This window comes from Serratia rubidaea (assembly GCF_016026735.1).
In the GTDB taxonomy this organism is placed as follows: Bacteria; Pseudomonadota; Gammaproteobacteria; order Enterobacterales; family Enterobacteriaceae; genus Serratia_B; species Serratia_B rubidaea.
In genome coordinates this window covers 1,391,854-1,414,499 of record NZ_CP065640.1, presented here as the reverse complement: position 1 = coordinate 1,414,499, position 22,646 = coordinate 1,391,854, and the positions used below count along the sequence as shown (strand labels likewise).

The window sequence follows — 22,646 nt, the reverse complement described above, 5'->3', positions numbered from 1 at the left end:
TCAAGAGTGAGTTAATGGGGGAAAATCCCCCGAACCGGACAGGAACAGCCGTGGGAAAGATTCGATTTTCTTTAGCTCAGATAGAGGCGTTCGCCAGCGTGTGCGAGAGCGGTAATTTAACGCGGGCAGCTAAACGCCTGGGCAAGGACCGCACCACCGTCGGCGAACTGGTCGAGTATCTGGAGCTGGATTTAGGCTATGCGCTGTTCGATCGCCATACGCGCCCGCTGCGGTTAACGGATGCCGGGCAGCGCCTGTATCGTCAGGCGCGGCTATTCCTGCAGGAAGCGGAAACCTTTTGCCAGCTGGCGGAGCATATTCCGCAGCAGGTTCGCCAGCGCGTGGTGCTGTGCTATGACGCGTTTACGCCAAGGCAGTTTTTGAGCGCGCTGTCGGCGGCGCTGTATCAGCAGGGTATTGCGTTGGACCTGCGCATGATGGAAAGGGCAGAGGCGGAAGATCTGTTGGCCGACGGCGCGGCGCACCTTGGCGTCTATCAGGCGCTTAACCGCAGCATCAGCGATCGGTTTAAATGGCGAGCGCTAGGGGCGCTGGAGATGGCGGTGTATGCCCGTGAGGGGTTCTTTCCGGACGCCTGTCCGATTCCGCTGATTGCGCTGGCTGCGCACACTCAGCTTATCCCGTTCAGCGACCTGCCGGATGCCATGGCTAAGCGCTTACAGATCTCTGACCGCATCAGGGTAATCAATGAATTGCCGCTGCTGCAGGCGGCGCTGAGCGCCGGGCAGGGCTGGGCATTTTTACCGACGCATTTTCAGGCACAGCAATGGCCGGCGGTAAGCCGGCTCGACACCGAGCTGGGCCAGAGCGGCCTGACGCACCCGATGGTCGCGCTCTGGAAGCCGGGCGCCGATGATGAGTTGCTGCGGTTGATTGAACAGGTGCAGCGGATATACCGCGAGGAATCTTAGGGGGGCGGTGGAGAATGTTGCCGGGATCGCCGCTGATTTTATCCTGAAATAGCAGATATTCGTTGTGATCCCATTGCCACTCGGTGATGAAAGATTTAGGTTATGCCTGAATGTATTACGATCACATTAATTATGAATGGAACATGTTAGGGAAATCGTTAACAAACCCTGTAATGCTAAAGGGTTTGTCAATTTATTAGTGCTGGTGGGGATTATCATGGGATTAGCCGATGTTGCTCTTTGGTTTAATATAATTGTCACGTGTTCTTTGCTCATCGTTGTTTTTTATGGCGTGAGGAATACGTTAAGATCTAGTAAAAAAAACGAGTCTATTATGAATAGTGGTCAGGAGGTGGAGGCCATAGTGATTGATGCAAAGCCACATGATAACCAAACTGCAGATGGGCGTCTGTTTATTTCATTATTAATCGAGTTTACCATTGGAGATGAAAAAATATCCACCAATAAAGATATTAATATTTCGGCATTTTATGCTGAAGAATATAAACCAGGTAAATTGATTACTATAAAATACCAAAGGAGCAATCCGCAGAATATCATTGTTGTTGGCAATGTTAATAACTAGTATTCTGTTGTATGTGGGCATGGGTGCTAAGCCGGTGGAACGAACATTAACAGAACATGTCTGTATATATCTGACATTTACTGGGAGGTAGAGTGAGTTTTATTAGTCAATATTCAGGGCTGATCATTATGGCAGCGCTTGCCTTAACGTTTTTGATGATTTTTGGAACGCTAAGAGGGCTGAAGGGACAGGGAGATGATCTTAGCAAAATAAAACACTGGTTAAGTAAAGACAGATGGAAAGGTGAGATAAAAGAAGCATTATTGGTAAGTTGGCGGCAGACTAACGCAACTAATAATCTTGACTATTATTTTGTCTTCACCTTTGAGATGAATATTGATGGGGAAAATAAACAGTATAGTGCTGCTTCAGTCGTTAGGGTATCAGAGGTTCCTAAATTAAAACCAGGCTTACCGATCATCATTAAATATGATGGGGTTCCGCCAGGAAAAATTTCAGTAATGTCTGTTGATTATGGGTGAGTAATTTCTCACATAAGAAGGTTTTTATGGGTTTTATCTCAGAGCATCCGTTTATCTTTGCGTGGTCAGTTATCTTTATTCTTGTTTTTATTTCTATAAGGGGACTTAGAGGTCAAAAGGACGACATTAAAGAAATTAAAAATTGGATTGGTAGAGATTTATGGAAAGGTAGTGTCACCACTGCCAGACTCATCTCATGGAAACAGCTGCAGGCGACACACAATATTGATTACTTCTACTCGTTTACTGTTGAAAGCGAGTTGGACGGTAGCTTAAAGCAGTACAGCGCTGCAGGAGTGGTTAAAGCTTCGGAGGTTGGCAAATTGCGGAAAGGGTTAGTCGTGACGATAAAGCATCAAGGCGTACCCCCTAAGAAAATCGCCGTTATTGGCGTTGATTTTGACTGAGCAATAACGTGTTAATACCGCATTTTACTGTCTTCAGTAAGCTGCATCGCTATATCGTACACTGTTTACCAACTGCTTGAATAACATACGTAGCGCATAGCGTTATCCTTATATTACAGGTGGCCGGTGCTGCGGGATGCGGTTATTGACCTATGTTATCGATAGTTACGCGGAGCAAAACACCCGATCTTTATAGTGTTATAAATAAACGTGACGATATTCATCATATTCTGATTCTATATTTCACTATCGTGCCCTATCCTGATATAAAGGCGATTCTTTACTATCGCATTACCGTTGTCAGGCAAAGGACTACCGTCATGTTAGATCGCATTACCGTTCAGCTACCCATCCCCGGGCTGCTTTTCTGGAAACTCTCCGGGCGCGAGGCGTTATCGGAGCCGTTTGAACTGAACGTAACGTTGCTGAGTACTGATGCACGTATCGATCGCAGCAGCCTGTTGGGGCAGCCGATTACGGTGACTATCCCGACGCGTTCTCTGATGGGTAAACGCTACCTGAACGGCAAGATAACCCGCGTGGCGGTCAATGCGGTGGAACTGTCCGGTACCCGCTATGCGGAATACCGCCTGACGATGGAGCCGGATCTGTGGCCGATGAAGCGCGACCGTAACCTGCGTATTTTCCAGGGCCAGACGGTGCCGCAGATCGTGAAGAGTCTGCTGGGCGAAAGCCAGGTGAATGTGGAAGATCGGCTGACGGGCAGCTATCGCCCATGGGAATACTGCGTGCAGTATCAGGAGAGCAGCCTGGCGTTTATCAGCCGTTTGATGGAGCTGGAGGGCATTGCCTATCACTTCAGCCATGAGGCGGACAAACACACCCTGGTGTTGACGGATGCCCCGCTGCAACAGCAGCCGTTCAGCGGTTACGAGAGTATTCCCTACCATGTTACGCCTTCCGGCGGCAGTACCGACGAAGAGGGCATCAGCCAGTGGGCGCTGGAAGACAGCGTCACACCGGGCATCTACAGCCTGGACGACTACGATTTCCGCAAGCCCAACGCCTGGCTGTTCCAGGCGCGTCAGAATCCGGCCTCGCCGTCACCGGGCAGCATCGATGTTTACGACTGGCCGGGACGCTATGTGGAACATGGCCACGGCGAGTTCTATGCCCGCATCCGTCAGGAACGCTGGCAGGTGGATCACCAGCAGATACAGGGAACTGGCACTGCCGTTGGGCTGGCGCCGGGTTACACCTTTGCACTGCTGAACGCGCCATTCTTCAGCGATAACGGCGAGTATCTGACTACGGCGGTGCACTACCAGTTTGAAGAGAACCGCTATGCCAGCGGCGACAGCGGGGGAAGCGTTCACCGGCTGGACTTTTCGGTGATCCCATCCTCCGTCGTATTCCGCCCGGAGCAGGCGACGCCTTGGCCGCGTACCTACGGCCCGCAGACCGCGAAGGTAGTGGGGCCGCAGGGCGAATCCATCTGGACCGATAAATACGGCCGGGTGAAGGTGAAGTTCCACTGGGACCGTCTGGCGAATGGCGATGACACCAGTTCGGGCTGGGTGCGCGTTTCCAGCGCCTGGGCCGGTCAGGGGTTTGGCGGCGTGCAGATCCCGCGCGTTGGTGACGAAGTGGTGATCGACTTTATCAACGGCGATCCGGACCGCCCAATCGTGACGGGCAGGGTATATAACGAAGCCAGCATGCCGCCGTGGGCGCTGCCGGCAGCGGCCACCCAGATGGGCTTTATGACCCGCAGTAAAGACGGGCATCTTGATAATTCCAGCCATCTCTATTTTGAAGATAAACCCGGTGCCGAAATGCTGTCGATGCATGCGGAAAAAGATATGCGGGTTTCGGTAGAGAATAATAAAGATGTGACGATCGATGGTACTCGCACCACCACCATTCTTAAAGAGCAGAAGGATGACGTAACGGGGGATGCGGTCTTTAATTATCACGCTACCCGCACCACGACGGTGGATAAAAAGGAAACGAAAACCTTTAAAGACGGTGAAAAAACGACGATCACCAATGGCCGCGATCTTGAGATCACCAGCGGTGGTGATCTGGTCAAGGTTAAAGATAAGCGTGATACCACCATTACTGGCGATGAAACACATCATGTAACCGGCAAGATCACGCAGGATTTTGATAGTGGGCAGGTCACTAATATCAAAGCTGGTGGCAAGACGGAAACCATTACTGATGGTGGGTTAACCGTTAATGTCAATGGTGGTGACTGGACGCAGGATGTTACTAATGGTGAAATACATATCTCTAGTCCTAATCTAATAAAAATAAGTAGTACTTCTAAAGTTTTTATAGATACACCGGACTTTGTTCATAATGATAAAAATAAAGAAATAAAATCTAGCAAAGTTAATGAGTTTATAAAGGATCATACTTCGTTTAAATCGGTAAATGCAGCTGTAACGGGGGTTAGTGTCTCATTAAATGGATCTGCAATCAGTTGGACTCCCCTGACTATATCGACATCTCTAACTAGTGTAGTTACTGAACCTATGAATTATGTACGATCTCTTAGTCGAATAGAAAATTCATTGCAGAACGTTGCTCTTAGTGCAATACATATTTTTATATGAAAGGAGGATATGTGAGTTTTATCTCAGAGTATGCATCTATGGCTGTTTGGATAGTTGCAATAATTATTGTGTTTGTCTCTTTTAAAGGGATTAAAGTAAATAAAGAAGGACAGGAGGAGATAAAAAACTGGAGTAGCCAAAACTTATGGAATGGAGATGTGGCCTCTGCTAAATTGGTCTCGTGGAAACAGTTACAGGCAAAACACAATATTGATTATTTCTATTCGTTTACTTTTGAGTGCGATTTAGATGGTGGTACAAAAAAATATAATGCTGCGGCAGTTGTCAAGGTGTCAGAAGCAAGTAAGTTAAAGAAAGGATTGAATCTAACAATAAAGTATCAAGGGGTTCCTCCAAAAAAAATAGCAGTTATTGGTATTGATTTTGAGTGAAATAAAAATTTCAATTTTTATATTATTACTAATAAAGGTTAGACAAAATCATATAGCCGCAAGTTTATCGTAAATGAAAGGCTATATCTTGAAAATTATCAAACCCTGCATCTTGGCATATTAACGCTGGCAGGGTAATAATCACCTTATTGGTGGAACTGGAGGAGTTGCTGGGAATTCTACTAGGCTTAAAATTTTATTTATCATAGTAATATTAATCTAAGTCAGATTTTACTAACTCTGATTTTATAGGATAGGCTATGTGGGATATGGTAAGCACAATATTTAAGGTTTTATTAGGTGTTGTTGCTGTATTTTCTATTGGGCGTTTTTTATATTGTGATATTATTCCCCAGTTTAAAAATGGAGCAATGCAAAGCGATGTTATAAAAAATGGCCTTGCAGTTAACGCCGATATTATTTCATCCAGCCAAACAAGTTATTGGGGGGGAATAAACCTATATATAAATTAACGTTTAGGTTTAAAACTATGGATAATGTAGAAGTTGAGTCGAGTCTAACAAAAGCGCTTTCTTTCGAAGAGATAGAGCGGTTTTCTCCCGGTAATGGAACAACAATAAAGTATGATCCAAAGAATCCGAAGAGAATAGCATTGTTTGATAAGCCTCTAATATTAGGTGATAACTAATCAATGCGTGAAATGAGTATTTGGTCTTATATCTATCAATAGTATATGTTATTATAAACTTTATCTCCCTTAACGTCTTTAATAAAAACAATTTAATATAATAGCATGAGGAACATGATGGGGAAATTTTCAGAAATTTTCGGATGGGGGGTGTTTTTTGCGATATTAATATTTTTTGTCATTTATTTTTTTCAAGGTTATATTTTGCATTTGATGATAAAAAAAGATCCTGTTTATTCTGTGGCACATATCGTAAAGTATTTTCCTAGAGCACCGAATGATCTTGGGAAATTGGATATAGTGATGACTTACACATTTTCTGCCAATAATATTAATTATACTAAAGATAATCAGACGCTAAATATCGACACTACGGACCTTGATGAGTATTATGTTGGTAAGGAAATACCCATTGTATATTATCGTGTCAACCAAAAATATAGTAAAATCGATTACTATCACGCAAGTTTGAAGAGATAATGAATGTCCTGATGTTTGAATAATAAGTTGAGTAACGAAGGATAATAAATTTAAATGTCGTGGGGATAAATATATACCATAGGAGTTATAAATGACTGACTCAGCGCTATGGGCTACAATTTTTAGCATTTTTCTTATTGGGTGGGTTATATACATTATATTTAAATCTAGTTCTGATGATAAAAAATACAGAGCTGAAGGTATAAAGATTGAAGCAAAAATTATTAATAAAAAAAACATCGGGGCATCTGGGACTGGGAACATGAAATTCTATATGGAGTTAGAGTTTCCAACTAATGATGGCATTGTTATAACCCATGCTAAACGTTTCTTCACACCAGAAGATATGGTAAAAATCTTGAGGAATAATACGGTTGCCTTGTATTACCTACCTGAAGATCCCGAAAAAGTTTATCTGGTTCCTGGGGATATGGAGTGATAGTGATCTCACCTTCTGGGAATTGGAAAGCGATAAGTTTCAGTTTATCCTTATATTTGTATGCGTAAGTATTGAAATGAGAATTTCTCGAACTTATTGCATAATACAGAGCTTCCCCATTAAGATTAGGAAAGTATGGATTTCATTATTAAATTTATACATATTATAATTGTAGCATTCGTTATTATTGCAATAGGTTATTCCCTTGTCAGAAACCGTATAAGTAAGACTGTTGAAAAAGAGATACTGAATAATCCATGTTATACTGAAGCAACTATCGTAGATATTACCCCCGGGACTCCATCAAATATTGGCATTGTTAGTATCCATGTTGGTTACCGCTTCACAACAGAAAATGGGGATACTTTTGAAAAGGATGATGAACTAATAAACATTAAAACAATGGATTTACAAAAATATCAAGTGGGATCCGGGATACCTATTGTTTATGCCAGAAATGAACCATCAAAAAACATGTTGAATATGAGGGATGCGATGAAAGATTTCAAGCGAAAGTAATTAATTATTATCTGGTAAAGGCTATTTATGTTTGATTTCATTAAGTCTATGACTGAAAGATCATGGTTTGCCTATGTTGTCTTGGCTATTATGATTATGCTTGGGTTATATTACTTGTATTCATTTGTTCAGGATAATTATCAACGCATTACAATGGAAAGAAATCAAGAAGAAGCAAGAAGAAATGGCATCCAGGGAACAGCTGTTATTATAAGTTCAAATTTAACACCTGAACTTCAGGATGTTCTTGTGAAAAAGAAGAAAAGTCTTGATTTAACAATTAGTGTGACAGGACCTGATGACATTTCTTTTGAAGTAAGAACAACACATTTGGTTAATCCGTTGATGCTGGATGATTATCGTATGGGGAAAAAATTGGTTGTTAAATTTGTGCCAGGAGATAAAGAGAAAACAGTAATTATTGATAATAATAAAGTCAAATGATGGTTTTAGGATGGATTATACCTGATTATTTTTGGGTTACATTAATAATAGCAGTTGTTATCATTATTGTAATAGCTTACTGCTATAAAACTGGTGCCACTTATGACCGATTCAAAAAAGATGGGGTTCGTACAGAGGCTAGAATTTTGAATATGGAGAAAATAGGAGCGACAGGAACGGGAAATACAAAGCTTAAGATGGATATTGAGTTTGATACTGACTTAGGACGGGTTACTACAACAGCTAAAGAATATATTTCCCCTCAGAATATGGTAAAGATAATGAGGAATAATACGATTTATATTTATTATATGCCTAATAACCCAAAGGAAATATTTTTGGCTCCATTTGAAATGAAGTGATAGTGTGTTTTTATGTGCGGTGGCATGACTAATTTTAATACTGACTTTTCTAATGGTTAAAAATGAATATTTCTTATTTTACAACTTACCCTTTATTGGCTATATCTTTCATCGCCATGGTTTTTTTTGTATATGCACTAATTCGTGGAGGGAGTGGGGTTAAAATTAGTCCACAAGATGCCGTTGATACACAAGGAGAGATTGTTTCGATAAGAAGTTCAAGTGGCGAAAACTCTGCGTTTGTTAACGTTTTGATTACAGTTAGGTTTAATACTTTTGATAAAAAAATCATTACAAGTGAAGGCAGGGCAGTTATTGATGTAACGAAACTAACAGAATATAAAAAAGGTGATTCAATACCATTGACATATTCAAGGGTTGATCCTAAAAAAATCAAGATAAAAATAAAATCCCCATTGGATAAATAGTGTCTTTGTATGAAAAAGAATTGGGAATATAATTGCGGAAAGTAAAATGAGCAATGCATTTATTATAATAATGGTAATAATCGCGCTGGTGTTCGGAGTTTTCCCCATGGCACGCTTCCTCTATACGAATTTTATCCCATATTTAAAGGATAGTTTTTCTCAGGATGCAGTTTTAAAAAATGGTATGGTTACGGATGCTGAAATTGTTAATACAGTTCAAACAAGTAGTTGGGATGGTAATAAACCTGTTTATAAACTTACGTTCCGGTTTAAAACAAAAGAAGATGACCTTGTTGAATCAACAATAATGAAGCCTTTAACTTTCAAAGAGATTGAAACCCTTAAAGAAGGCTATATAACTACAATAAAGTACGATCCTGAATATCCGAAAAAAATAGCCTTGCTTGATAAGTCATTGATTCTTGTGGATTAAATGATTCGTGGTATAGATAATAGATGTTTGAAATAAAAACCAGTGCTACTGGCAGGTTGGATATGTATGGTTACTATCCCAGCTAAAGGAAATATTGCCGATAAGGATAAATGATGGCTATCCTGGAAGCCGGCAATATTATATTAACGTTTACCATTATCTTGGTATGTTATTATTTTGCCAACAGAGTTATCAAGGGTTCCCGTCGGCGTGAACAGGGGATTATTGAACAGGGCGCAGATGTGTACGTTACTATCCTGTCGCTAAAGCAAAGCGGCCTGTTTATTAACAATAACCCTGTTATTGAGATGGACTTACGGCTAGAGAATCCTGAAAGCCAAGCCGTCTGGATGCTGGAAAAACACCGTGAAACCGTGCCGCAGATCGCCCTTTCGGCTTATCAACTGGGATTGGTATATCAGGCAAAGGCTAATGGTAAAAATGATTTTGTCTTTATTAAGGATAACTCTGGGAAACCCGTTGCTGTTAGTTATTGATGTTATTTATCAATAGCTTTCCCCATATGTTTTTAGAAAACACAGTGAGCTGTTGATCGTTCTCGTTAATGGTTAAGCCAAGTTGAATATGACAGTTTATTTATTTTTTATCTCGTGGAATGTCGCGCATGGTTTTTCTGTTAACTTATCACCTTGAGAATGATATTCTCCATGCAAACGATTAGCGGATGATTATTTCAGGCATGGTAAAACCCTCCGATGAAAATTATCAAACCCCTGCGCCTTAGCGTATTAAATCGCCCTTATCGCTGGCAGGGCCATAACCACCTTGGCGTTTCGGTGATGGCGCTGGCGGATATGGGGGAGGCGCCGCAGCTGCGGCCGGAAGTCGAGCTGTGGCAGCTGGCGGCCAGCGAGCTGCAGACCAGCGGCGGGGTGATTGATATGGCGATCCCCAAAGCCCGGGCGGAATTTCTGGCCACGGGTTATGCCTACAGCCATCACCAGTCGGATAAAACCGCCGTTGCGGCGCGTATCGAGATCGAAGGTCTGAGCAAAACCCTGGCGGTATATGGCGATCGCTACTGGGCCGGAGACCGGGCAACGCCGCCGCAGCCCTTTGAACAGATGCGTCTGGACTGGAGCCGCGCCTGGGGCGGTGAAGGGCATGAGGAAAACCCCCATGGCGTTGGCCTGCATCCGGTGGCGGTCGGCGGCTATCAGCTTCGTCCGTTGCCTAATATCGAATCGATGCATGAGCGCATCACCTCTGCCGGTCAGCAGCCGGAACCGGCGGGTTTTGGCGCGCTGGATCTGCTGTGGCCGCGACGCTTTAAGCGCATGGGTAAAAAATATGACGCCCGCTGGCTGAAGCAGGATTTCCCCGGCTTTGCCCGGGATATCGACTGGCGGGTGTTTAACGCCGCCTCGCCCGATCAATGGTGGCAGGAGCGTGATGCGCTGCCTCCTCAGGCGCGCTGGCGCATCTGGAATATGCATCCGGAACGGCCGCTGCAGGAGGGCACGCTGCCGCCGTGGCAGGCCCGCTGCTTTATCAACCGTCAGCGCGGCGATGAAACGCTGTTTGAAGAAATCGCGCTGCGCGCCACCACCGTCTGGTTCTTCCCGCATCTGCAGCAAATGATCCTTATCTGGCAGGGCAACACCCGCATCAACGAAGATGACGCTGCCGATGTGTTGCAACTGATGCCTGCGTTGGAGGGCGTCGGCGCTGCCCGTTCGATCAGCCACTATCGCAAGGTACTGAGCCAACGGATGGATAAAGAGCGCGGCGCGCTGTTTGCCTTCCGGGAAAAGGACCTGGTTCCGGAAGCGGCCATCGGTCCCTGGATCGACAGCGAAATAGAACAAAGCACCAGCCCGATGCGCGACAATATGAAAAATCGCGCCAATCTGTTGCGTGAACAGCATCGGGCACGGCTGGAGGCCCAGGGCGACAGCGTCGATGACCTGCTGCCGGCGTTTGAAGAGCCGGAGATCCCGCCGCTGGATGAACTGCCGGCGTTTATCGACAAGCTGGAGCAGCAGGCGGAAGCGCAGCGTCTCGACGCCGAGGAACGCAAGCGCGAGATGGAGGCCCGCTTCCCCGAGGCCGCAGAGGATGAAAACGCCCCCCGGGGACCGGAAACGATGCAGCGTATGCAGGATATGCTGCACCAGAATAAGGACGCCCTGAGCGAGAAGAAGCTGGCGCAGAGCCAGGCGGCGCTGCACCAGATGTACCTGATGTCGGTACAGAGCCAGCCGCCGGCCCGGCGTCTGAAGGGCGACCTGGCGCAGATCATCCGCAGCCGCGTGCAGCGCACCCTGGAACAGGGGGGCGATTTCAGCGGTATGGATCTGACCGGCGCGGACCTTTCCGGTATGGATTTGCGCGGCGCTAACTTCAGCCAGGCGCTGCTGGAGTGTGCCGATCTCAGCCACAGCCGGCTGGATGGCGCCTGTTTGCGCGAGGTGATGCTGGCGCGCTGCGAACTACACCACAGCTCGCTGCGGGAATGCGATCTGGAGGGCGCCAGCCTGGCGCTGGCCCAGTGCTGCCACAGCGACTTCAGCGGCGCGCGCTTTAAAGAGACCCAGCTGCAGCAGACGCTGTTCGACGATTGTATCTTTGACGATGCCGTGCTGGATGGCCTGCTGTTGCGCGAGACCTGGCTGACCCGCTGCCGTTTCCGGCGGGCGCGGCTGGATAGCTGCATCTTTATGGAGCTGACGCTGCCGGCGCCCGATTTCAGTTCTGCCCGGCTGCATAAAACCACCTTTATGAAAACTACGCTGGAGGCGGCCAGCTTCAGCGGCGCCAGCCTTGAAAGCTGTTCCTGGGTAGAGAGCCACGCCGAGCAGGCGCGGTTTGACGGCGCGACGCTGGTGACCTGCGCCGCGGCCTCGGAGAGCGTGCTGAACGGCGCCGATTTTAGCAACGCTACCCTGAAGCAGTGCAACCTGCGCCAGACGCCGCTGCGCGGCGCCCGTTTCACGCTGGCGAAGCTGGAAAACAGCGACCTCAGTGAAGCCTGCTGCCAGGGGGCCGATTTTACCCGGGCAAATCTGGTCGGCAGCCTGTTTGTGCGCAGCGACTTCCGGCAGGCCAATTTCAGCGATGCCAACCTGATGGGGGCCATCTTGCAAAAGAGCCTGTTGGGCGGCGCCCGTTTTAACGGCGCCAATCTGTTCCGGGCCGACCTTTCGCAGGCCATTACCGACGATGCAACCAGCCTGAACGGCGCCTGGACCAAACGGGTTAAAACGTTGCCAGGCCGTGACGGAGAAACAGTATGACCAATCTTGGCGCAGCGGATCTGCAGCAGCGGGTGAAGGGCGGTGAAGCGATTAGCGAGCTGGTGCTGGATGGGCTGGACTTGCGCAACTGCGACCTGTCTGGCGGCATCTTTCAGGAAGTCTCGTTAAACGGCGCCGATCTGCGCGGCGCCAACCTGCATGAAGCGGTGTTCACCGAATGCGAGCTGAACGACGTGCAGGCCGACGGGGCGCAGCTGACGCAGACGGTGTTTAACCAGTGCGCCATGGCGAACCTACGGGCCGCCAATACGGCGCTGCGCGAGTGCGTCTTTAACGATTGCGAGCTGACGGCCAGCGATTTTTCTGACGGTCAGCTTGATACCACCCAGTTTATGCGCTGCAAGCTGCAGCAAAGCCGTTTTAGCCGCAGCGCGCTGGATCGCAGCACCTTCTTTGAAACGCCGCTTGATAAGGCGCAGTTTACCGAGTGCCGCCTGCAGATGACCACGTTTTACGGCATTGATTTACGCGCGGTCGAGCTCGACGGCGCCAGCTTTGAGCGGGTGGTGTTCTTTGAATGCGACCAGCGTAATAAAAGCTATGTCCGCCAGCAGTTTACCGGCTGCCAGTTTACCGATAACCGCCTTGACGAGGCGGACTTCAGCGGCGCGCAGCTGACCCAGTGCAATTTTAAAGGCGCTTCGCTGCAGCGGGCGAACCTGCGTCAGGTCGATGCCCGTCAGGCGCTGTTTATGGAGGCCGATCTGAGCGGCGCCCAGTGCCAGGGCAGCCAGTTCGATCAGGCGATCATGGTCAATGCGCTGCTGAGCGGCGCCGACTTCAGCCAGAGCCGGCTGTTTCAGAGCATTTTGCAGCAGGCCGTCGCGGTGGCGACCCGTTTCCGCTTCTGCGATCTGACCTATAGCGATTTTTCCGGCTCTGACCTGCGTCAGGCGGATTTTACCGACGTCCGTTTTTCCCGCACCCGCTTTCACCGTGCCCGTCAGGACGGTGCGCACATCCCGAATCGCAAGGGGATGCTGGAATACGATGAAGAATTACTGGCCGCCGAAGCCTGGAGCGCTCAGCGCCAAAGCCGCGGTTAAGGAGAGGTGATGAACAATATCAATCATAAACTGGCTCAGGCGGCGCTGCCGCCGCTGCAGGCCGCTGGCCGGGTAACCCACTGTTTTGCCGACGGCAGCCTGATGGTGGAGTGTGAAGGCCGCGGCTGGCACTGCCGCCGGGCGGCGAGCTGCCTGATTGCCCCGGCGGTCGGGGACAGCGTGCTGATCGCCGGGGCGGCTGACAAGGCGTGGCTGCTGGCGGTGCTGGAACGGGCCGATGAAGGCAGCGCTGAGCTGTCGCTGCCGGGGGATCTGCACATCCGCAGCGCCGGAGAACTGAGCCTGAGCGGCGCCACCCTGAAGGTGGCGGCGCAGCAAGGGGACTGCCACATCGGCGAGATGAACTACAGCGGCGATAAGCTTTCCGCCTGGGTCAGCCTGACCCGTATGGTGGGCAAACGCGCCGAGTCGGTATGGCAGACGGTGACCCAGGTCAGCCAGAACCTGTTCCGCCATACCCGCAATACCGAGCAGGTGCGCGCCGGACAGGTGGATATCCGCGCCGATGGTTACGCACGTCTGCACGCGCACAACACGGTGATTACCTCTAAAGCGATCACCAAAGTCGATTCAGAACAGATTCATATGGGCTAAGGAGGCCGCGATGTTTGCCAACTGCCAACTGATGGGCGTCGATCTGGCCTTTCCGGACGTGTGCCTGACCCCGATGCCCGCGCCGACGCCGATCCCCTATCCGGATATCGCCATGGGGCCGACGGCGATCCCCAACGCGCTGAACATTCTGTTTATGGGCATGCCGGCGCACAATATGGCGACGGTAACGCCGCTGACCAACGGCGATAACGCGGGCGTCGCCACCGGCGTGGCGTCCGGTACGGTGATGGGACCGTCGCGCCACCTCACCGGATCGTTTACCGTCCTGCTGAAGGGCACGCCGGCCACCCGGCTGACCAGCGTCAGCCTGCAGAACTCCACCAATACGGTGGGGATGCGTATTGTGCCCAGTCAGTTTAAGGTGTTGATGCTGGCGCCATAAGGCGCGGCATAAAAAAACGGCTTCCGCAGAGCGGAAGCCGTGATAGCGGTGGTCGGCGGTAGGCCAGCCAGTGCGCGATTACTCGATGTTCTGAATCTGCTCGCGCATTTGCTCGATCAGCACCTTCAGCTCAATCGCGGAGGTGGTGACGTCGGCATTGATGGATTTGGAGGCCAGCGTGTTTGATTCGCGGTTGAACTCCTGCATCATAAAGTCGAGACGACGGCCAACGGCCTCTTTTTTCTTCAGGATATTGCGCGTTTCTTTTACGTGCGCCTCCAGGCGGTCCAGCTCTTCGGCCACGTCGATACGCTGCGCCATCAGCACCAGTTCCTGTTCAAGACGGGTGTTTTCCAGTTGTACCTGCGCTTCTTCCAGCTTGCTCACCAGACGCTCGCGCTGCCATTGCAGAATATTCGGCATCTGCGCACGCACCTTGACCACTTCTTCACCGACGGCGTCCAGACGCTGTTCGATCAGCGCTTTCAGCGCGGTGCCTTCGCTTTCCCGCGCGGCGATAAAGTCATCCAGCGCGCCGTCCAGCGCCTGCAGCAGCTGGGCGCTGATGGCGTCCAGATCCTGCTCCTGCGCGGACATCACGCCCGGCCAGCGCAGCACGTCGATTGGGTTGATTTCCCCTTCGTCGCTTTGCATTTTCACCCAGTTGGCGGCTTCCACCAGCTGCTTGGCCAGCTTTTCGTTCAGGATCAGCGAGCTTTGCGCGCTCGGGTCCAGCTCAAAGCGCAGGTTGCACTCCACTTTACCGCGCGTCAGGCGGCCGCGGATGCGTTCACGAATCACCGGCTCCAGGCTGCGGAACTGCTCCGGCAGGCGGATATAGGTTTCCAGGTAACGTTGGTTAACGGAACGCAGCTCCCAAGCTGCGCTGCCCCATTCACCCTTGATTTCACGCCGGGCGTAGGCGGTCATGCTGCGGATCATTGTGCGTACCCGAATTAAGAAATGATGGTTCGATTATAGCGTTGCCGCCGCAGGCAAGATAGGCATAACGTCACGATGCGGCAAGATCGCCGCGTCGCGCGCTTATCGCGTCGCGTTGCTGCAACCGGCGATATTTTGGGTATAATGCGCAGCCAATGATGATTTAACGTCGGAGAAAGCCCCATGCGTCCAGCTGGCAGAGCACCACAACAAGTTCGCCCCCTGACACTCACCCGTCACTACACGAAACACGCTGAAGGTTCAGTGCTGGTTGAGTTTGGCGATACCAAAGTTCTGTGCACTGCCACGGTTGAAGATGGCGTACCGCGCTTTCTGAAGGGCCAGGGGCAAGGCTGGATCACCGCAGAATACGGCATGCTGCCGCGTTCGACCCACAGCCGCAACGCCCGCGAAGCGGCGAAGGGCAAGCAGGGCGGACGCACGCTGGAGATTCAGCGTTTGATCGCCCGCTCGCTGCGTGCGGCGGTCGATCTGAAAAAGCTGGGTGAGTTCACCATCACGCTCGACTGCGACGTCCTGCAGGCGGACGGCGGCACCCGCACCGCCTCCATCACCGGCGCCTGCGTGGCGCTGGCCGACGCGCTCAATGCGCTGGTCGCCGCCGGCAAGCTGAAGGCTAACCCGATGAAGGGCATGGTGGCCGCCGTTTCCGTCGGCATCGTAGACGGCGAGCCGGTCTGCGATCTGGAGTATGTGGAAGATTCCGCGGCGGAAACCGATATGAACGTGGTGATGATGGAAGATGGTCGCATGATCGAGGTGCAGGGCACCGCAGAAGGCGAGCCGTTCAGCCATGACGAACTGCTGGCGTTGCTGGCGTTGGCCCGAGGGGGCATCGACACTATTTTCCAGGCGCAGAAAGCGGCGCTGGCAGAATAATTTTTAAGGCGACTGAGAAGTCGCCTTTTTTACGCCCGGCGATCGGGCGCAGTATCAATCAGTATCAAGACGAGGAGAAGCAGTGATGAAAGCCTACCAGCGCCAGTTTATCGAGTTTGCGCTTAACAAGCAGGTATTGAAATTCGGCGAGTTCACCCTGAAATCCGGCCGTACCAGCCCATATTTCTTCAACGCCGGCCTGTTCAATACCGGGCGCGACCTTGCGCTGCTGGGGCGTTTTTATGCTGAAGCGCTGGTGGATGCCGGCATTGACTTCGATTTGCTGTTCGGCCCGGCGTATAAAGGCATTCCGATCGCCACCACCACCGCCGTCGCGTTGGCCGAACATCACGACCGCGACGTGCCTTACTGCTTCAACCGTAAAGAGGCGAAAACCCACGGTGAAGGCGGCTCGCTGGTCGGCAGCCCGCTGCAGGGTCGCGTGATGCTGGTGGATGATGTCATCACCGCCGGTACTGCAATTCGTGAATCCATGGAGATTATCAACGCCAGCGGCGCCAGCCTGGCCGGCGTGCTGATTTCCCTCGACCGTCAGGAGCGCGGCCGCGGCGAGGTATCAGCGATTCAGGAAGTCGAGCGCGATTATCACTGCAAGGTCATCTCTATCGTCACGTTGCAGGATCTGATTGCCTATCTGGCGGAAAAACCGGAAATGGCGGAGCATCTGGCGGCGGTGCGCGCCTACCGCGAGCAGTACGGCATCTAACTTGCGCGGCTGATGATATAACAACGCCGGGCATGCCCGGCGTTGTCTTATTGCAGCTGTGCCGCCAACAGCGGCCAGCGTCCTTCAAACTCTTCCGTCGGGCGGTAGCGGAATTCGGAACGCACATAGCGTGACAGCATGCCCTCGCAGAACGCCAGCAGCTGGCTGGCCAGCATGGTTTCATCCACGATAAAGCCTTTGCCTTCCCGCAGTTTGCGTTCCTTCAACACCTGGCGCAGCTGCGCTTCGATGCGTTCAAACAGCTGGTTAATCCGGCCCTGCAGGCGATCCTGTTCAAACATCAGCGCGTGGCCGGTCATAATCCGCGTTAATCCCGGGTTGCGCTCGGCAAAGCTGAGGACGAGCAGCAGAATCAGCCGCAGGCGGCTGAAGGTCTCTTTTTCATCCTGCAGGATCAGGTTGATACGCGTGATCAGGCTGTCTTCGATAAACTCGATCAGGCTGTCGAACATCCGCGTCTTGCTGGGAAAATGCCGGTACAGCGCGGCTTCAGAGACACCGACATTCGCAGCCAGTTTTGCCGTGGTGATGCGCTGGCTGCCGTCGCTGGATTCCAGCATCTGGGCTAACGCCTGCAGTATCTCCTCGCGCCGATTCCTTTTGGTATTTTCTTTTTCTGCCATGTCTGATAAGACCCTTGCTAAAACGGCTTGGACTTTGGAAACCCGGCACCGGCCGCGCCAGACGCTATTCTGTGCGGCTTATGTGATAGCTTTTTTACGGTGTGGGGTCAGCGGTCTTTATGACCGGTTTTCTTCGCATTGCCTGGCCTGCGGCGGTGATATGCCCCATGGTGTGGGCACTCAACGCTGCCGGCTGCCGGGAACCCCGTCGCTGAGCTCTCCATAGCCTGCGGCGGACGAGGTTTCAGGCGGCTTCCGTGCCGGCCATCCTAATGCGGTCGTGCTTATTGGCGGCCCGAGTGGCCGAAGCCGCCTTCACCGCGTTCGCTGCTGTCGAATTCTTCGACCAGGTTGAATTCAGCCTGCACTACCGGTACGAAGACCATCTGTGCGATACGTTCGCCCGGCTCGATGGTGAACGCCTTTTGCCCGCGGTTCCACACGGACACCATCAGCTGCCCCTGATAGTCGGAGTCAATCAGGCCGACCAGGTTGCCCAGCACGACGCCGTGCTTATGGCCAAGGCCGGAGCGCGGCAGGATCACCGCCGCCAGATTGGCGTCAGCGATGTGAATGGCCAGACCGGTCGGCAGCAGGGTGGTTTCCCCCGGCGCCAGCTCTACCGCGGCGTCCAGGCAGGCGCGCAGATCGAGGCCTGCAGAACCCGGCGTGGCGTAAGTCGGTAATGGAAAATCCTGACCGATACGCGGGTCGAGAATCTTAACGTCGATTTTTTTCATCATAACGGCTGACTATCTCGTCTATTAAACGTTGGCCAAGGAGTGCTTTATCGCTAAGCGCCAGGCGCTTTTCCCCATCCTGCCAAAAAAGGTGTAAGGCATTGGTATCACTGTTGAAACCCTGCCCTGCAAGCGATACATCGTTGGCGCAGATTACATCCAGTTTCTTGCGCGCCAGTTTTTGTCGCGCGTATTCTTCCACATTCTGGGTTTCGGCAGCAAACCCAACGACAAACGGTCGATTTTTGTTCATGGCGGCAACGCCGGCGACGATGTCGGGGTTTTTTACCATCTTGATGGTGATCTCATCACCCTGTTTTTTAATTTTTTCATCGGCCACCAGCGCAGGACGGTAATCCGCTACGGCGGCGCAGGAGACAAAAATATCCTGCTGCTGCGCCCGTTGCTGCACGGCCTGCTCCATCTCCAGCGCGCTGATGACGTCGATGCGAGTCACCGACGGCGGGGTCGGCAGATCCACCGGCCCGGCGATCAGCGTGACCTGTGCGCCGCGCGCCGCGGCGGCGGTGGCGATGGCAAAGCCCATTTTGCCCGAGCTGTGGTTGCTGATAAAGCGCACCGGGTCCAGCGCTTCGCGCGTCGGGCCGGCGGTGACCATCAGCTTCAGGTGCGTGAGGTCCTGCGGCGTTGAGAAGTGGCGGTTCGCCAGATCGACCAGCTCCAGCGGATCGAGCATCCGGCCCGGGCCGACGTCGCCGCAGGCCTGGCTGCCGCTGTCCGGCCCCCACATCAGCATGCCGCGCGCCTGCAGGGCGCGCAGGTTGGCCTGCGTCGCCGCGGCGCGGTACATCTGTTGGTTCATCGCCGGCGCGGCGGCGATGGGGGCGGCCGTCGCCAGGCACAGGGTGGTGAGTAGGTCGTTGGCCATGCCGGCGGCGACGCGCGCCAGCAAATCCGCCGTTGCCGGCGCCAGAATCACCAGATCGGCCCACTTGCCCAGCTCGATATGGCCCATGGCGGCCTCTGCGGCGGGATCCAGCAGATCGTCCGACACCGGATGGCCGGAAACCGCCTGCAGCGTCAGCGGGGTAATGAACGACTGCGCAGCCTGGGTCATCACTACGCGTACTTCGGCGCCTCTGTCGCGCAGGCGGCGCACCAGCTCCGGGCATTTATACGCTGCGATGCCGCCGCTGATGCCCAGTACGATATGTTTGCCGGAAAGTCCCGTCATCGTCATTGTCCGATTGAAAACCGAAAGATGCGCCATTTTAGCATACTCGCCGCGCGGATGAGCGTTTCTGCATAACCTGGTGGTCGTTACATTGAGCTTTGCGCAGTACATCGCAAGCTTATCAGGCCGCCGTCGTTAACCCCCGCCCCGCATGGCATGATGTCTGCGCAGGGAGGACGAATCATGAATAATCAAAGTCTGGCGCCGTGGCCGGGAGAGCTGGCGCCCAGGGAAAAGTTGCTGCGTGACGGCGCGGCGGCGCTGTCGGATGTTGAACTGCTGGCGATTTTTTTACGGACCGGGTTTCCCGGCGTGCACGTGATGTCGCGTGCGGAACAGCTGCTGCGGCAGTTTGGCTCGCTGCATCGGCTGGTGTCGGCGGATTATGCCCAGCTATGTGCTCAGAAGGGCGTGGGGGATGCCACCTACAGCCAGCTGAGCGCCACGTCGGAGCTGGCGTTTCGCTGCTTTTCCAGCCGCTTGACGCAGGAGGACGCGCTGCTGAACCCGCAGGTTACCCGCAACTATCTGCAAAGCCTGCTGACGCATCGCGAGCGGGAGGTTTTCCTGGTGCTGCTGCTGGATAACCAGCATCGGGTCATCCGCCATCAGGAAATGTTTGCGGGCAGTATCAGCAGCGTGGTGGTTCACCCGCGGGAAATTGTGCGCGAAGCCTTGAAGGCGAACGCCGCCGCCATTATTCTGGCGCACAATCATCCTTCGGGGCGGGCCGAACCCAGTCAGGCAGACCGTCAAATTACCGAGCAAATCGTCAGCGCCTGCCAATTATTGGAGATCCGGGTGCTCGATCATCTGGTTATCGGCAGGGGGGAATGCGTCTCTTTTGCTGAGCGCGGCTGGCTTTAGGAAAAAATTTCGCGATCCTTGAGGGATCTTTAGCTGTTCGGGACTTGAGCACTTACGCTTCAGAGCGTATACTACGCCACCTTTGAGAATCTTGGGTTTGGCGTTAAGAGCCTATCTCAGCAGGTTTCTGACCTGATGTGTGGTTTCTGACCTGATGACGAGAGTCTCCTCAGTATGAAGTTTGCTGAGATGGGCTCTAAAGCCTGACGAGGCGGCCATACCCTATACGAAGCTCGAGCTGATTTGATTTTTGGAGAATAGACATGTCCCGAGTCTGCCAAGTTACTGGCAAGCGCCCGGTGAGCGGTAACAACCGTTCCCACGCAATGAACGCGACCAAACGCCGTTTTCTGCCAAACCTGCACTCACACCGTTTTTGGGTTGAGGCTGAGAAGCGCTTTGTAACTCTGCGTGTATCTGCTAAAGGTATGCGTATTATCGATAAGAAGGGTATTGAGACGGTTCTGGCCGATCTGCGTGCCCGTGGTGAGAAGTATTAAGGAAAGGAACTGAATCATGGCTAAAGGTGTTCGCGAGAAGATCAAGCTGGTTTCTTCTGCTGGTACTGGTCACTTCTATACCACCACGAAGAACAAGCGTACTAAGCCGGAAAAACTGGAACTGAAGAAATTCGATCCAGTTGTCCGTCAGCACGTAGTCTACAAAGAAGCTAAAATTAAGTAATTCTTAGTTTAGTGGATTAAGTAAAACCCGGCTTCGGCCGGGTTTTTTGCTTTTTGCCCGCCGTACCCGGCCGTGCATCACCGTTGTTCCGCCCACGGGGATTCACAGCGCCGCCGCCAGGCAGTAATCTGGACGTTGTAGGGCAACCGAATGCGAGAGGAGCGCGCCGTGCCAGAATTACCAGAAGTTGAAACCAGTCGCCGCGGTATTGAACCGTATCTTGTCGGACACAGCATCCAGTACGCCGTGGTGCGCAATGCGCGTCTGCGCTGGCCGGTCTCCGAACAGATCCTGGCGTTGAGCGACCGGCCGGTGCGCAGCGTCCAGCGTCGCGCCAAATACCTGCTGATTGAACTGGATGCCGGCTGGATTATCGTCCACCTCGGCATGTCGGGCAGCCTGCGCATGCTGGCGGAAGAGAGCGAGGCCGGCAAGCATGACCACGTCGACCTGGTGATGAGCAACGGCATGATTCTGCGCTATACCGACCCACGCCGTTTTGGCGCCTGGCTTTGGTGTGAGGACCCGGCAACCAGCAACGTGCTGGCCCATCTGGGGCCGGAGCCGCTGAGCGAGGCGTTTGACGGCCGGTATCTGTTCGAGAAGTCGCGCAATAAGCGTACGCTGATTAAGCCCTGGCTGATGGATAACAAGCTGGTGGTGGGCGTGGGGAATATCTATGCCAGCGAGTCGCTGTTTACCGCCGGGATCCTTCCGGACCGCCCTGCGGGATCGTTGAGCCTGCCGGAGGCCGAGCTGCTGGCGACAACGGTTAAGGCCGTGCTGCAGCGCTCGATCGAACAGGGCGGCACCACGCTGCGTGATTTTCTGCAGTCGGACGGGAAACCGGGGTATTTTGCGCAGGAACTGCAGGTCTACGGACGCGCCGGCGAACCTTGTCGGGTCTGCGGCACGCCGATTGAGAGCGCGAAGCACGGGCAGCGCAGCACCTTCTTCTGCCGCCGCTGCCAGCATTAAGCGTTAGCTGGACGCCAGTTTGTCCAGCAGCGCCTTGGTGACGACATCCGGCAGGAACGGCGAGATGTCGCCGCCGTGGCGCGCCACCTCTTTCACCAGCGAAGAGGAGATAAACGACCACTCTTCCGACGGCATCAGAAAAACGCTTTCCAGGGTGGGCATCAGGTGGCGGTTCATATTGGCCAGCTGCAGTTCATATTCGAAATCCGACACCGCCCGCAGCCCGCGCACCAGGATATTGGCGTTTTGATGCTCGGCAAAGTGCGCCATCAGCTCGCTGAAGCCCAGAACTTCCACGTTATCCAGATGCGCCGTTACCTGCGTCGCCAGTTCAACCCGTTCATCCAGCGTAAACAGCGGCTTTTTGCTCGGGCTGGCGGCAATGGCCAGAATCACGCGATCGAACATCCTTGACGCCCGGGTCACCAGATCCAGGTGGCCGTTGGTCATGGGGTCAAACGTTCCGGGGTAGATGGCTTTGCTGGTCATGAT

The 22,646-nt window shown here is 52.3% G+C and carries 30 protein-coding genes; 25 read left to right on the top strand and 5 right to left on the bottom strand.

The genetic code is table 11. The features are described from left to right. Positions 1-50 precede the first annotated feature (50 nt). The 19 genes from I6G83_RS06585 (at position 51) to I6G83_RS06495 (ending at position 14,477) form a co-directional block, all read left to right on the top strand. Positions 51-932, top strand: a complete 882-nt coding sequence (locus I6G83_RS06585; RefSeq protein ID WP_062779316.1) for a LysR family transcriptional regulator — start codon at positions 51-53, stop codon at positions 930-932. A 217-nt stretch (positions 933-1,149) separates the two neighbouring features. Then, positions 1,150-1,518 carry a hypothetical protein gene (locus I6G83_RS06580; RefSeq protein WP_072186157.1) on the top strand — a complete coding sequence of 123 codons (369 nt, stop codon included), beginning with the start codon at positions 1,150-1,152 and terminating at the stop codon, positions 1,516-1,518. 92 nt (positions 1,519-1,610) lie between these two features. Beyond that, a complete protein-coding gene (locus I6G83_RS06575) occupies positions 1,611-2,000 on the top strand; it encodes a hypothetical protein (protein ID WP_072186155.1) in 390 nt (129 codons plus the stop codon). 26 nt (positions 2,001-2,026) lie between these two features. Then, a complete protein-coding gene (locus tag I6G83_RS06570; RefSeq protein ID WP_072186156.1) occupies positions 2,027-2,407 on the top strand; it encodes a hypothetical protein in 381 nt (126 codons plus the stop codon). Between the two features lie 320 nt (positions 2,408-2,727). Continuing rightward, positions 2,728-4,989, top strand: a complete 2,262-nt coding sequence (locus I6G83_RS06565) for a type VI secretion system Vgr family protein (protein WP_062779314.1) — start codon at positions 2,728-2,730, stop codon at positions 4,987-4,989. 11 nt (positions 4,990-5,000) lie between these two features. Continuing rightward, positions 5,001-5,381, top strand: a complete 381-nt coding sequence (locus I6G83_RS06560) for a hypothetical protein (RefSeq protein WP_099050061.1) — start codon at positions 5,001-5,003, stop codon at positions 5,379-5,381. Positions 5,382-5,641: 260 nt separating this feature from the next. Further along, positions 5,642-5,854, top strand: a complete 213-nt coding sequence (locus tag I6G83_RS23530) for a hypothetical protein (RefSeq protein ID WP_232238950.1) — start codon at positions 5,642-5,644, stop codon at positions 5,852-5,854. A gap of 290 nt (positions 5,855-6,144) precedes the next feature. Continuing rightward, positions 6,145-6,510: a hypothetical protein gene (locus I6G83_RS06550; RefSeq protein ID WP_232238949.1), complete on the top strand. Its 366-nt coding sequence runs from the start codon at positions 6,145-6,147 to the stop codon at positions 6,508-6,510. Between the two features lie 91 nt (positions 6,511-6,601). Then, positions 6,602-6,949 (top strand): hypothetical protein, encoded by a 348-nt coding sequence (locus I6G83_RS06545; RefSeq protein ID WP_054307627.1) that lies wholly within the window; start codon positions 6,602-6,604, stop codon positions 6,947-6,949. Positions 6,950-7,084: 135 nt separating this feature from the next. After that, positions 7,085-7,468 (top strand): DUF3592 domain-containing protein, encoded by a 384-nt coding sequence (locus I6G83_RS06540; RefSeq protein WP_054307626.1) that lies wholly within the window; start codon positions 7,085-7,087, stop codon positions 7,466-7,468. Between the two features lie 27 nt (positions 7,469-7,495). Continuing rightward, positions 7,496-7,912 (top strand): hypothetical protein, encoded by a 417-nt coding sequence (locus tag I6G83_RS06535; RefSeq protein WP_054307625.1) that lies wholly within the window; start codon positions 7,496-7,498, stop codon positions 7,910-7,912. Next, the gene (locus I6G83_RS06530; protein WP_232238948.1) at positions 7,909-8,274 is read left to right on the top strand and encodes a DUF3592 domain-containing protein; all 366 of its coding nucleotides are present in this window, start codon (positions 7,909-7,911) and stop codon (positions 8,272-8,274) included. Before I6G83_RS06535 ends, I6G83_RS06530 begins: the two co-directional genes overlap by 4 nt. Positions 8,275-8,336: 62 nt before the next feature. Next, positions 8,337-8,702 carry a DUF3592 domain-containing protein gene (locus tag I6G83_RS06525; RefSeq protein ID WP_152972243.1) on the top strand — a complete coding sequence of 122 codons (366 nt, stop codon included), beginning with the start codon at positions 8,337-8,339 and terminating at the stop codon, positions 8,700-8,702. 46 nt (positions 8,703-8,748) lie between these two features. After that, the gene (locus I6G83_RS06520) at positions 8,749-9,135 is read left to right on the top strand and encodes a hypothetical protein (protein ID WP_054307624.1); all 387 of its coding nucleotides are present in this window, start codon (positions 8,749-8,751) and stop codon (positions 9,133-9,135) included. A 110-nt stretch (positions 9,136-9,245) separates the two neighbouring features. Further along, complete coding sequence (locus I6G83_RS06515) at positions 9,246-9,632, top strand: hypothetical protein (RefSeq protein ID WP_232238947.1); 387 nt, start codon at positions 9,246-9,248, stop codon at positions 9,630-9,632. A gap of 219 nt (positions 9,633-9,851) precedes the next feature. Next, positions 9,852-12,392 (top strand): DUF2169 family type VI secretion system accessory protein, encoded by a 2,541-nt coding sequence (locus tag I6G83_RS06510; RefSeq protein WP_054307623.1) that lies wholly within the window; start codon positions 9,852-9,854, stop codon positions 12,390-12,392. Further along, on the top strand, positions 12,389-13,459 hold the full coding sequence (locus I6G83_RS06505) for a pentapeptide repeat-containing protein (protein WP_054307622.1): 1,071 nt from the start codon (positions 12,389-12,391) through the stop codon (positions 13,457-13,459). The genes I6G83_RS06510 and I6G83_RS06505 overlap by 4 nt, the downstream gene beginning before the upstream one ends. 9 nt (positions 13,460-13,468) lie before the next feature. After that, the gene (locus tag I6G83_RS06500; protein WP_054307621.1) at positions 13,469-14,074 is read left to right on the top strand and encodes a DUF3540 domain-containing protein; all 606 of its coding nucleotides are present in this window, start codon (positions 13,469-13,471) and stop codon (positions 14,072-14,074) included. A gap of 10 nt (positions 14,075-14,084) precedes the next feature. After that, positions 14,085-14,477, top strand: a complete 393-nt coding sequence (locus I6G83_RS06495; RefSeq protein WP_062779311.1) for a DUF4150 domain-containing protein — start codon at positions 14,085-14,087, stop codon at positions 14,475-14,477. Between the two features lie 78 nt (positions 14,478-14,555). Here the strand turns inward: I6G83_RS06495 and I6G83_RS06490 are convergent, their stop codons facing one another. Then, complete coding sequence (locus I6G83_RS06490; protein WP_015962370.1) at positions 14,556-15,419, bottom strand: YicC/YloC family endoribonuclease; 864 nt, start codon at positions 15,417-15,419, stop codon at positions 14,556-14,558. Between the two features lie 183 nt (positions 15,420-15,602). Between I6G83_RS06490 and rph the strand changes: the two genes are divergently transcribed. Then, on the top strand, positions 15,603-16,319 hold the full coding sequence (gene rph / locus I6G83_RS06485; RefSeq protein ID WP_015962369.1) for a ribonuclease PH: 717 nt from the start codon (positions 15,603-15,605) through the stop codon (positions 16,317-16,319). Positions 16,320-16,404: 85 nt separating this feature from the next. Continuing rightward, complete coding sequence (pyrE, locus tag I6G83_RS06480) at positions 16,405-17,046, top strand: orotate phosphoribosyltransferase (RefSeq protein ID WP_015962368.1); 642 nt, start codon at positions 16,405-16,407, stop codon at positions 17,044-17,046. Between the two features lie 47 nt (positions 17,047-17,093). On the opposite strand, the gene slmA is transcribed toward pyrE, so the two are convergent. The 3 genes from slmA to coaBC all read right to left on the bottom strand — a co-directional run bounded on the left by slmA (position 17,094) and on the right by coaBC (position 19,625). Then, entirely contained in the window at positions 17,094-17,690 is a 597-nt protein-coding gene (slmA, locus tag I6G83_RS06475; protein WP_015962367.1) for a nucleoid occlusion factor SlmA, read from the bottom strand. 284 nt (positions 17,691-17,974) lie between these two features. Further along, positions 17,975-18,433, bottom strand: coding sequence for a dUTP diphosphatase (dut, locus tag I6G83_RS06470; protein ID WP_015962366.1), 459 nt, complete (start codon positions 18,431-18,433; stop codon positions 17,975-17,977). Next, positions 18,411-19,625, bottom strand: a complete 1,215-nt coding sequence (coaBC, locus tag I6G83_RS06465) for a bifunctional phosphopantothenoylcysteine decarboxylase/phosphopantothenate--cysteine ligase CoaBC (protein WP_054307453.1) — start codon at positions 19,623-19,625, stop codon at positions 18,411-18,413. The genes dut and coaBC overlap by 23 nt, the downstream gene beginning before the upstream one ends. 183 nt (positions 19,626-19,808) lie before the next feature. Between coaBC and radC the strand changes: the two genes are divergently transcribed. From radC to mutM, 4 genes are all read left to right on the top strand, one after another. Beyond that, positions 19,809-20,492, top strand: coding sequence for a RadC family protein (gene radC, locus I6G83_RS06460; RefSeq protein WP_054307451.1), 684 nt, complete (start codon positions 19,809-19,811; stop codon positions 20,490-20,492). Between the two features lie 263 nt (positions 20,493-20,755). Further along, positions 20,756-20,992: a 50S ribosomal protein L28 gene (gene rpmB, locus I6G83_RS06455; protein WP_015962363.1), complete on the top strand. Its 237-nt coding sequence runs from the start codon at positions 20,756-20,758 to the stop codon at positions 20,990-20,992. Between the two features lie 16 nt (positions 20,993-21,008). Further along, the gene (gene rpmG, locus I6G83_RS06450) at positions 21,009-21,176 is read left to right on the top strand and encodes a 50S ribosomal protein L33 (protein ID WP_002442576.1); all 168 of its coding nucleotides are present in this window, start codon (positions 21,009-21,011) and stop codon (positions 21,174-21,176) included. 168 nt (positions 21,177-21,344) lie between these two features. After that, positions 21,345-22,154 carry a bifunctional DNA-formamidopyrimidine glycosylase/DNA-(apurinic or apyrimidinic site) lyase gene (gene mutM / locus I6G83_RS06445; RefSeq protein ID WP_054307452.1) on the top strand — a complete coding sequence of 270 codons (810 nt, stop codon included), beginning with the start codon at positions 21,345-21,347 and terminating at the stop codon, positions 22,152-22,154. 3 nt (positions 22,155-22,157) lie between these two features. Here the strand turns inward: mutM and coaD are convergent, their stop codons facing one another. Then, complete coding sequence (gene coaD / locus I6G83_RS06440; protein ID WP_054307450.1) at positions 22,158-22,643, bottom strand: pantetheine-phosphate adenylyltransferase; 486 nt, start codon at positions 22,641-22,643, stop codon at positions 22,158-22,160. Positions 22,644-22,646: the final 3 nt, after the last annotated feature.

Coding starts and splice junctions, on each gene's coding strand:
- I6G83_RS06580 (WP_072186157.1), top strand. CDS start 1,150: ATGGGATTAGCCGATGTTGCTCTTTGGTTTAATATAATTGTCACGTGT.
- I6G83_RS06570 (WP_072186156.1), top strand. CDS start 2,027: ATGGGTTTTATCTCAGAGCATCCGTTTATCTTTGCGTGGTCAGTTATC.
- I6G83_RS06565 (WP_062779314.1), top strand. CDS start 2,728: ATGTTAGATCGCATTACCGTTCAGCTACCCATCCCCGGGCTGCTTTTC.
- I6G83_RS23530 (WP_232238950.1), top strand. CDS start 5,642: ATGTGGGATATGGTAAGCACAATATTTAAGGTTTTATTAGGTGTTGTT.
- I6G83_RS06550 (WP_232238949.1), top strand. CDS start 6,145: ATGATGGGGAAATTTTCAGAAATTTTCGGATGGGGGGTGTTTTTTGCG.
- I6G83_RS06545 (WP_054307627.1), top strand. CDS start 6,602: ATGACTGACTCAGCGCTATGGGCTACAATTTTTAGCATTTTTCTTATT.
- I6G83_RS06540 (WP_054307626.1), top strand. CDS start 7,085: ATGGATTTCATTATTAAATTTATACATATTATAATTGTAGCATTCGTT.
- I6G83_RS06535 (WP_054307625.1), top strand. CDS start 7,496: ATGTTTGATTTCATTAAGTCTATGACTGAAAGATCATGGTTTGCCTAT.
- I6G83_RS06530 (WP_232238948.1), top strand. CDS start 7,909: ATGATGGTTTTAGGATGGATTATACCTGATTATTTTTGGGTTACATTA.
- I6G83_RS06525 (WP_152972243.1), top strand. CDS start 8,337: ATGAATATTTCTTATTTTACAACTTACCCTTTATTGGCTATATCTTTC.
- I6G83_RS06520 (WP_054307624.1), top strand. CDS start 8,749: ATGAGCAATGCATTTATTATAATAATGGTAATAATCGCGCTGGTGTTC.
- I6G83_RS06515 (WP_232238947.1), top strand. CDS start 9,246: ATGATGGCTATCCTGGAAGCCGGCAATATTATATTAACGTTTACCATT.
- I6G83_RS06510 (WP_054307623.1), top strand. CDS start 9,852: ATGAAAATTATCAAACCCCTGCGCCTTAGCGTATTAAATCGCCCTTAT.
- I6G83_RS06505 (WP_054307622.1), top strand. CDS start 12,389: ATGACCAATCTTGGCGCAGCGGATCTGCAGCAGCGGGTGAAGGGCGGT.
- I6G83_RS06500 (WP_054307621.1), top strand. CDS start 13,469: ATGAACAATATCAATCATAAACTGGCTCAGGCGGCGCTGCCGCCGCTG.
- I6G83_RS06495 (WP_062779311.1), top strand. CDS start 14,085: ATGTTTGCCAACTGCCAACTGATGGGCGTCGATCTGGCCTTTCCGGAC.
- I6G83_RS06490 (WP_015962370.1), bottom strand. CDS start 15,419: ATGATCCGCAGCATGACCGCCTACGCCCGGCGTGAAATCAAGGGTGAA.
- rph (WP_015962369.1), top strand. CDS start 15,603: ATGCGTCCAGCTGGCAGAGCACCACAACAAGTTCGCCCCCTGACACTC.
- pyrE (WP_015962368.1), top strand. CDS start 16,405: ATGAAAGCCTACCAGCGCCAGTTTATCGAGTTTGCGCTTAACAAGCAG.
- slmA (WP_015962367.1), bottom strand. CDS start 17,690: ATGGCAGAAAAAGAAAATACCAAAAGGAATCGGCGCGAGGAGATACTG.
- dut (WP_015962366.1), bottom strand. CDS start 18,433: ATGATGAAAAAAATCGACGTTAAGATTCTCGACCCGCGTATCGGTCAG.
- coaBC (WP_054307453.1), bottom strand. CDS start 19,625: ATGACGGGACTTTCCGGCAAACATATCGTACTGGGCATCAGCGGCGGC.
- radC (WP_054307451.1), top strand. CDS start 19,809: ATGAATAATCAAAGTCTGGCGCCGTGGCCGGGAGAGCTGGCGCCCAGG.
- rpmB (WP_015962363.1), top strand. CDS start 20,756: ATGTCCCGAGTCTGCCAAGTTACTGGCAAGCGCCCGGTGAGCGGTAAC.
- rpmG (WP_002442576.1), top strand. CDS start 21,009: ATGGCTAAAGGTGTTCGCGAGAAGATCAAGCTGGTTTCTTCTGCTGGT.
- coaD (WP_054307450.1), bottom strand. CDS start 22,643: ATGACCAGCAAAGCCATCTACCCCGGAACGTTTGACCCCATGACCAAC.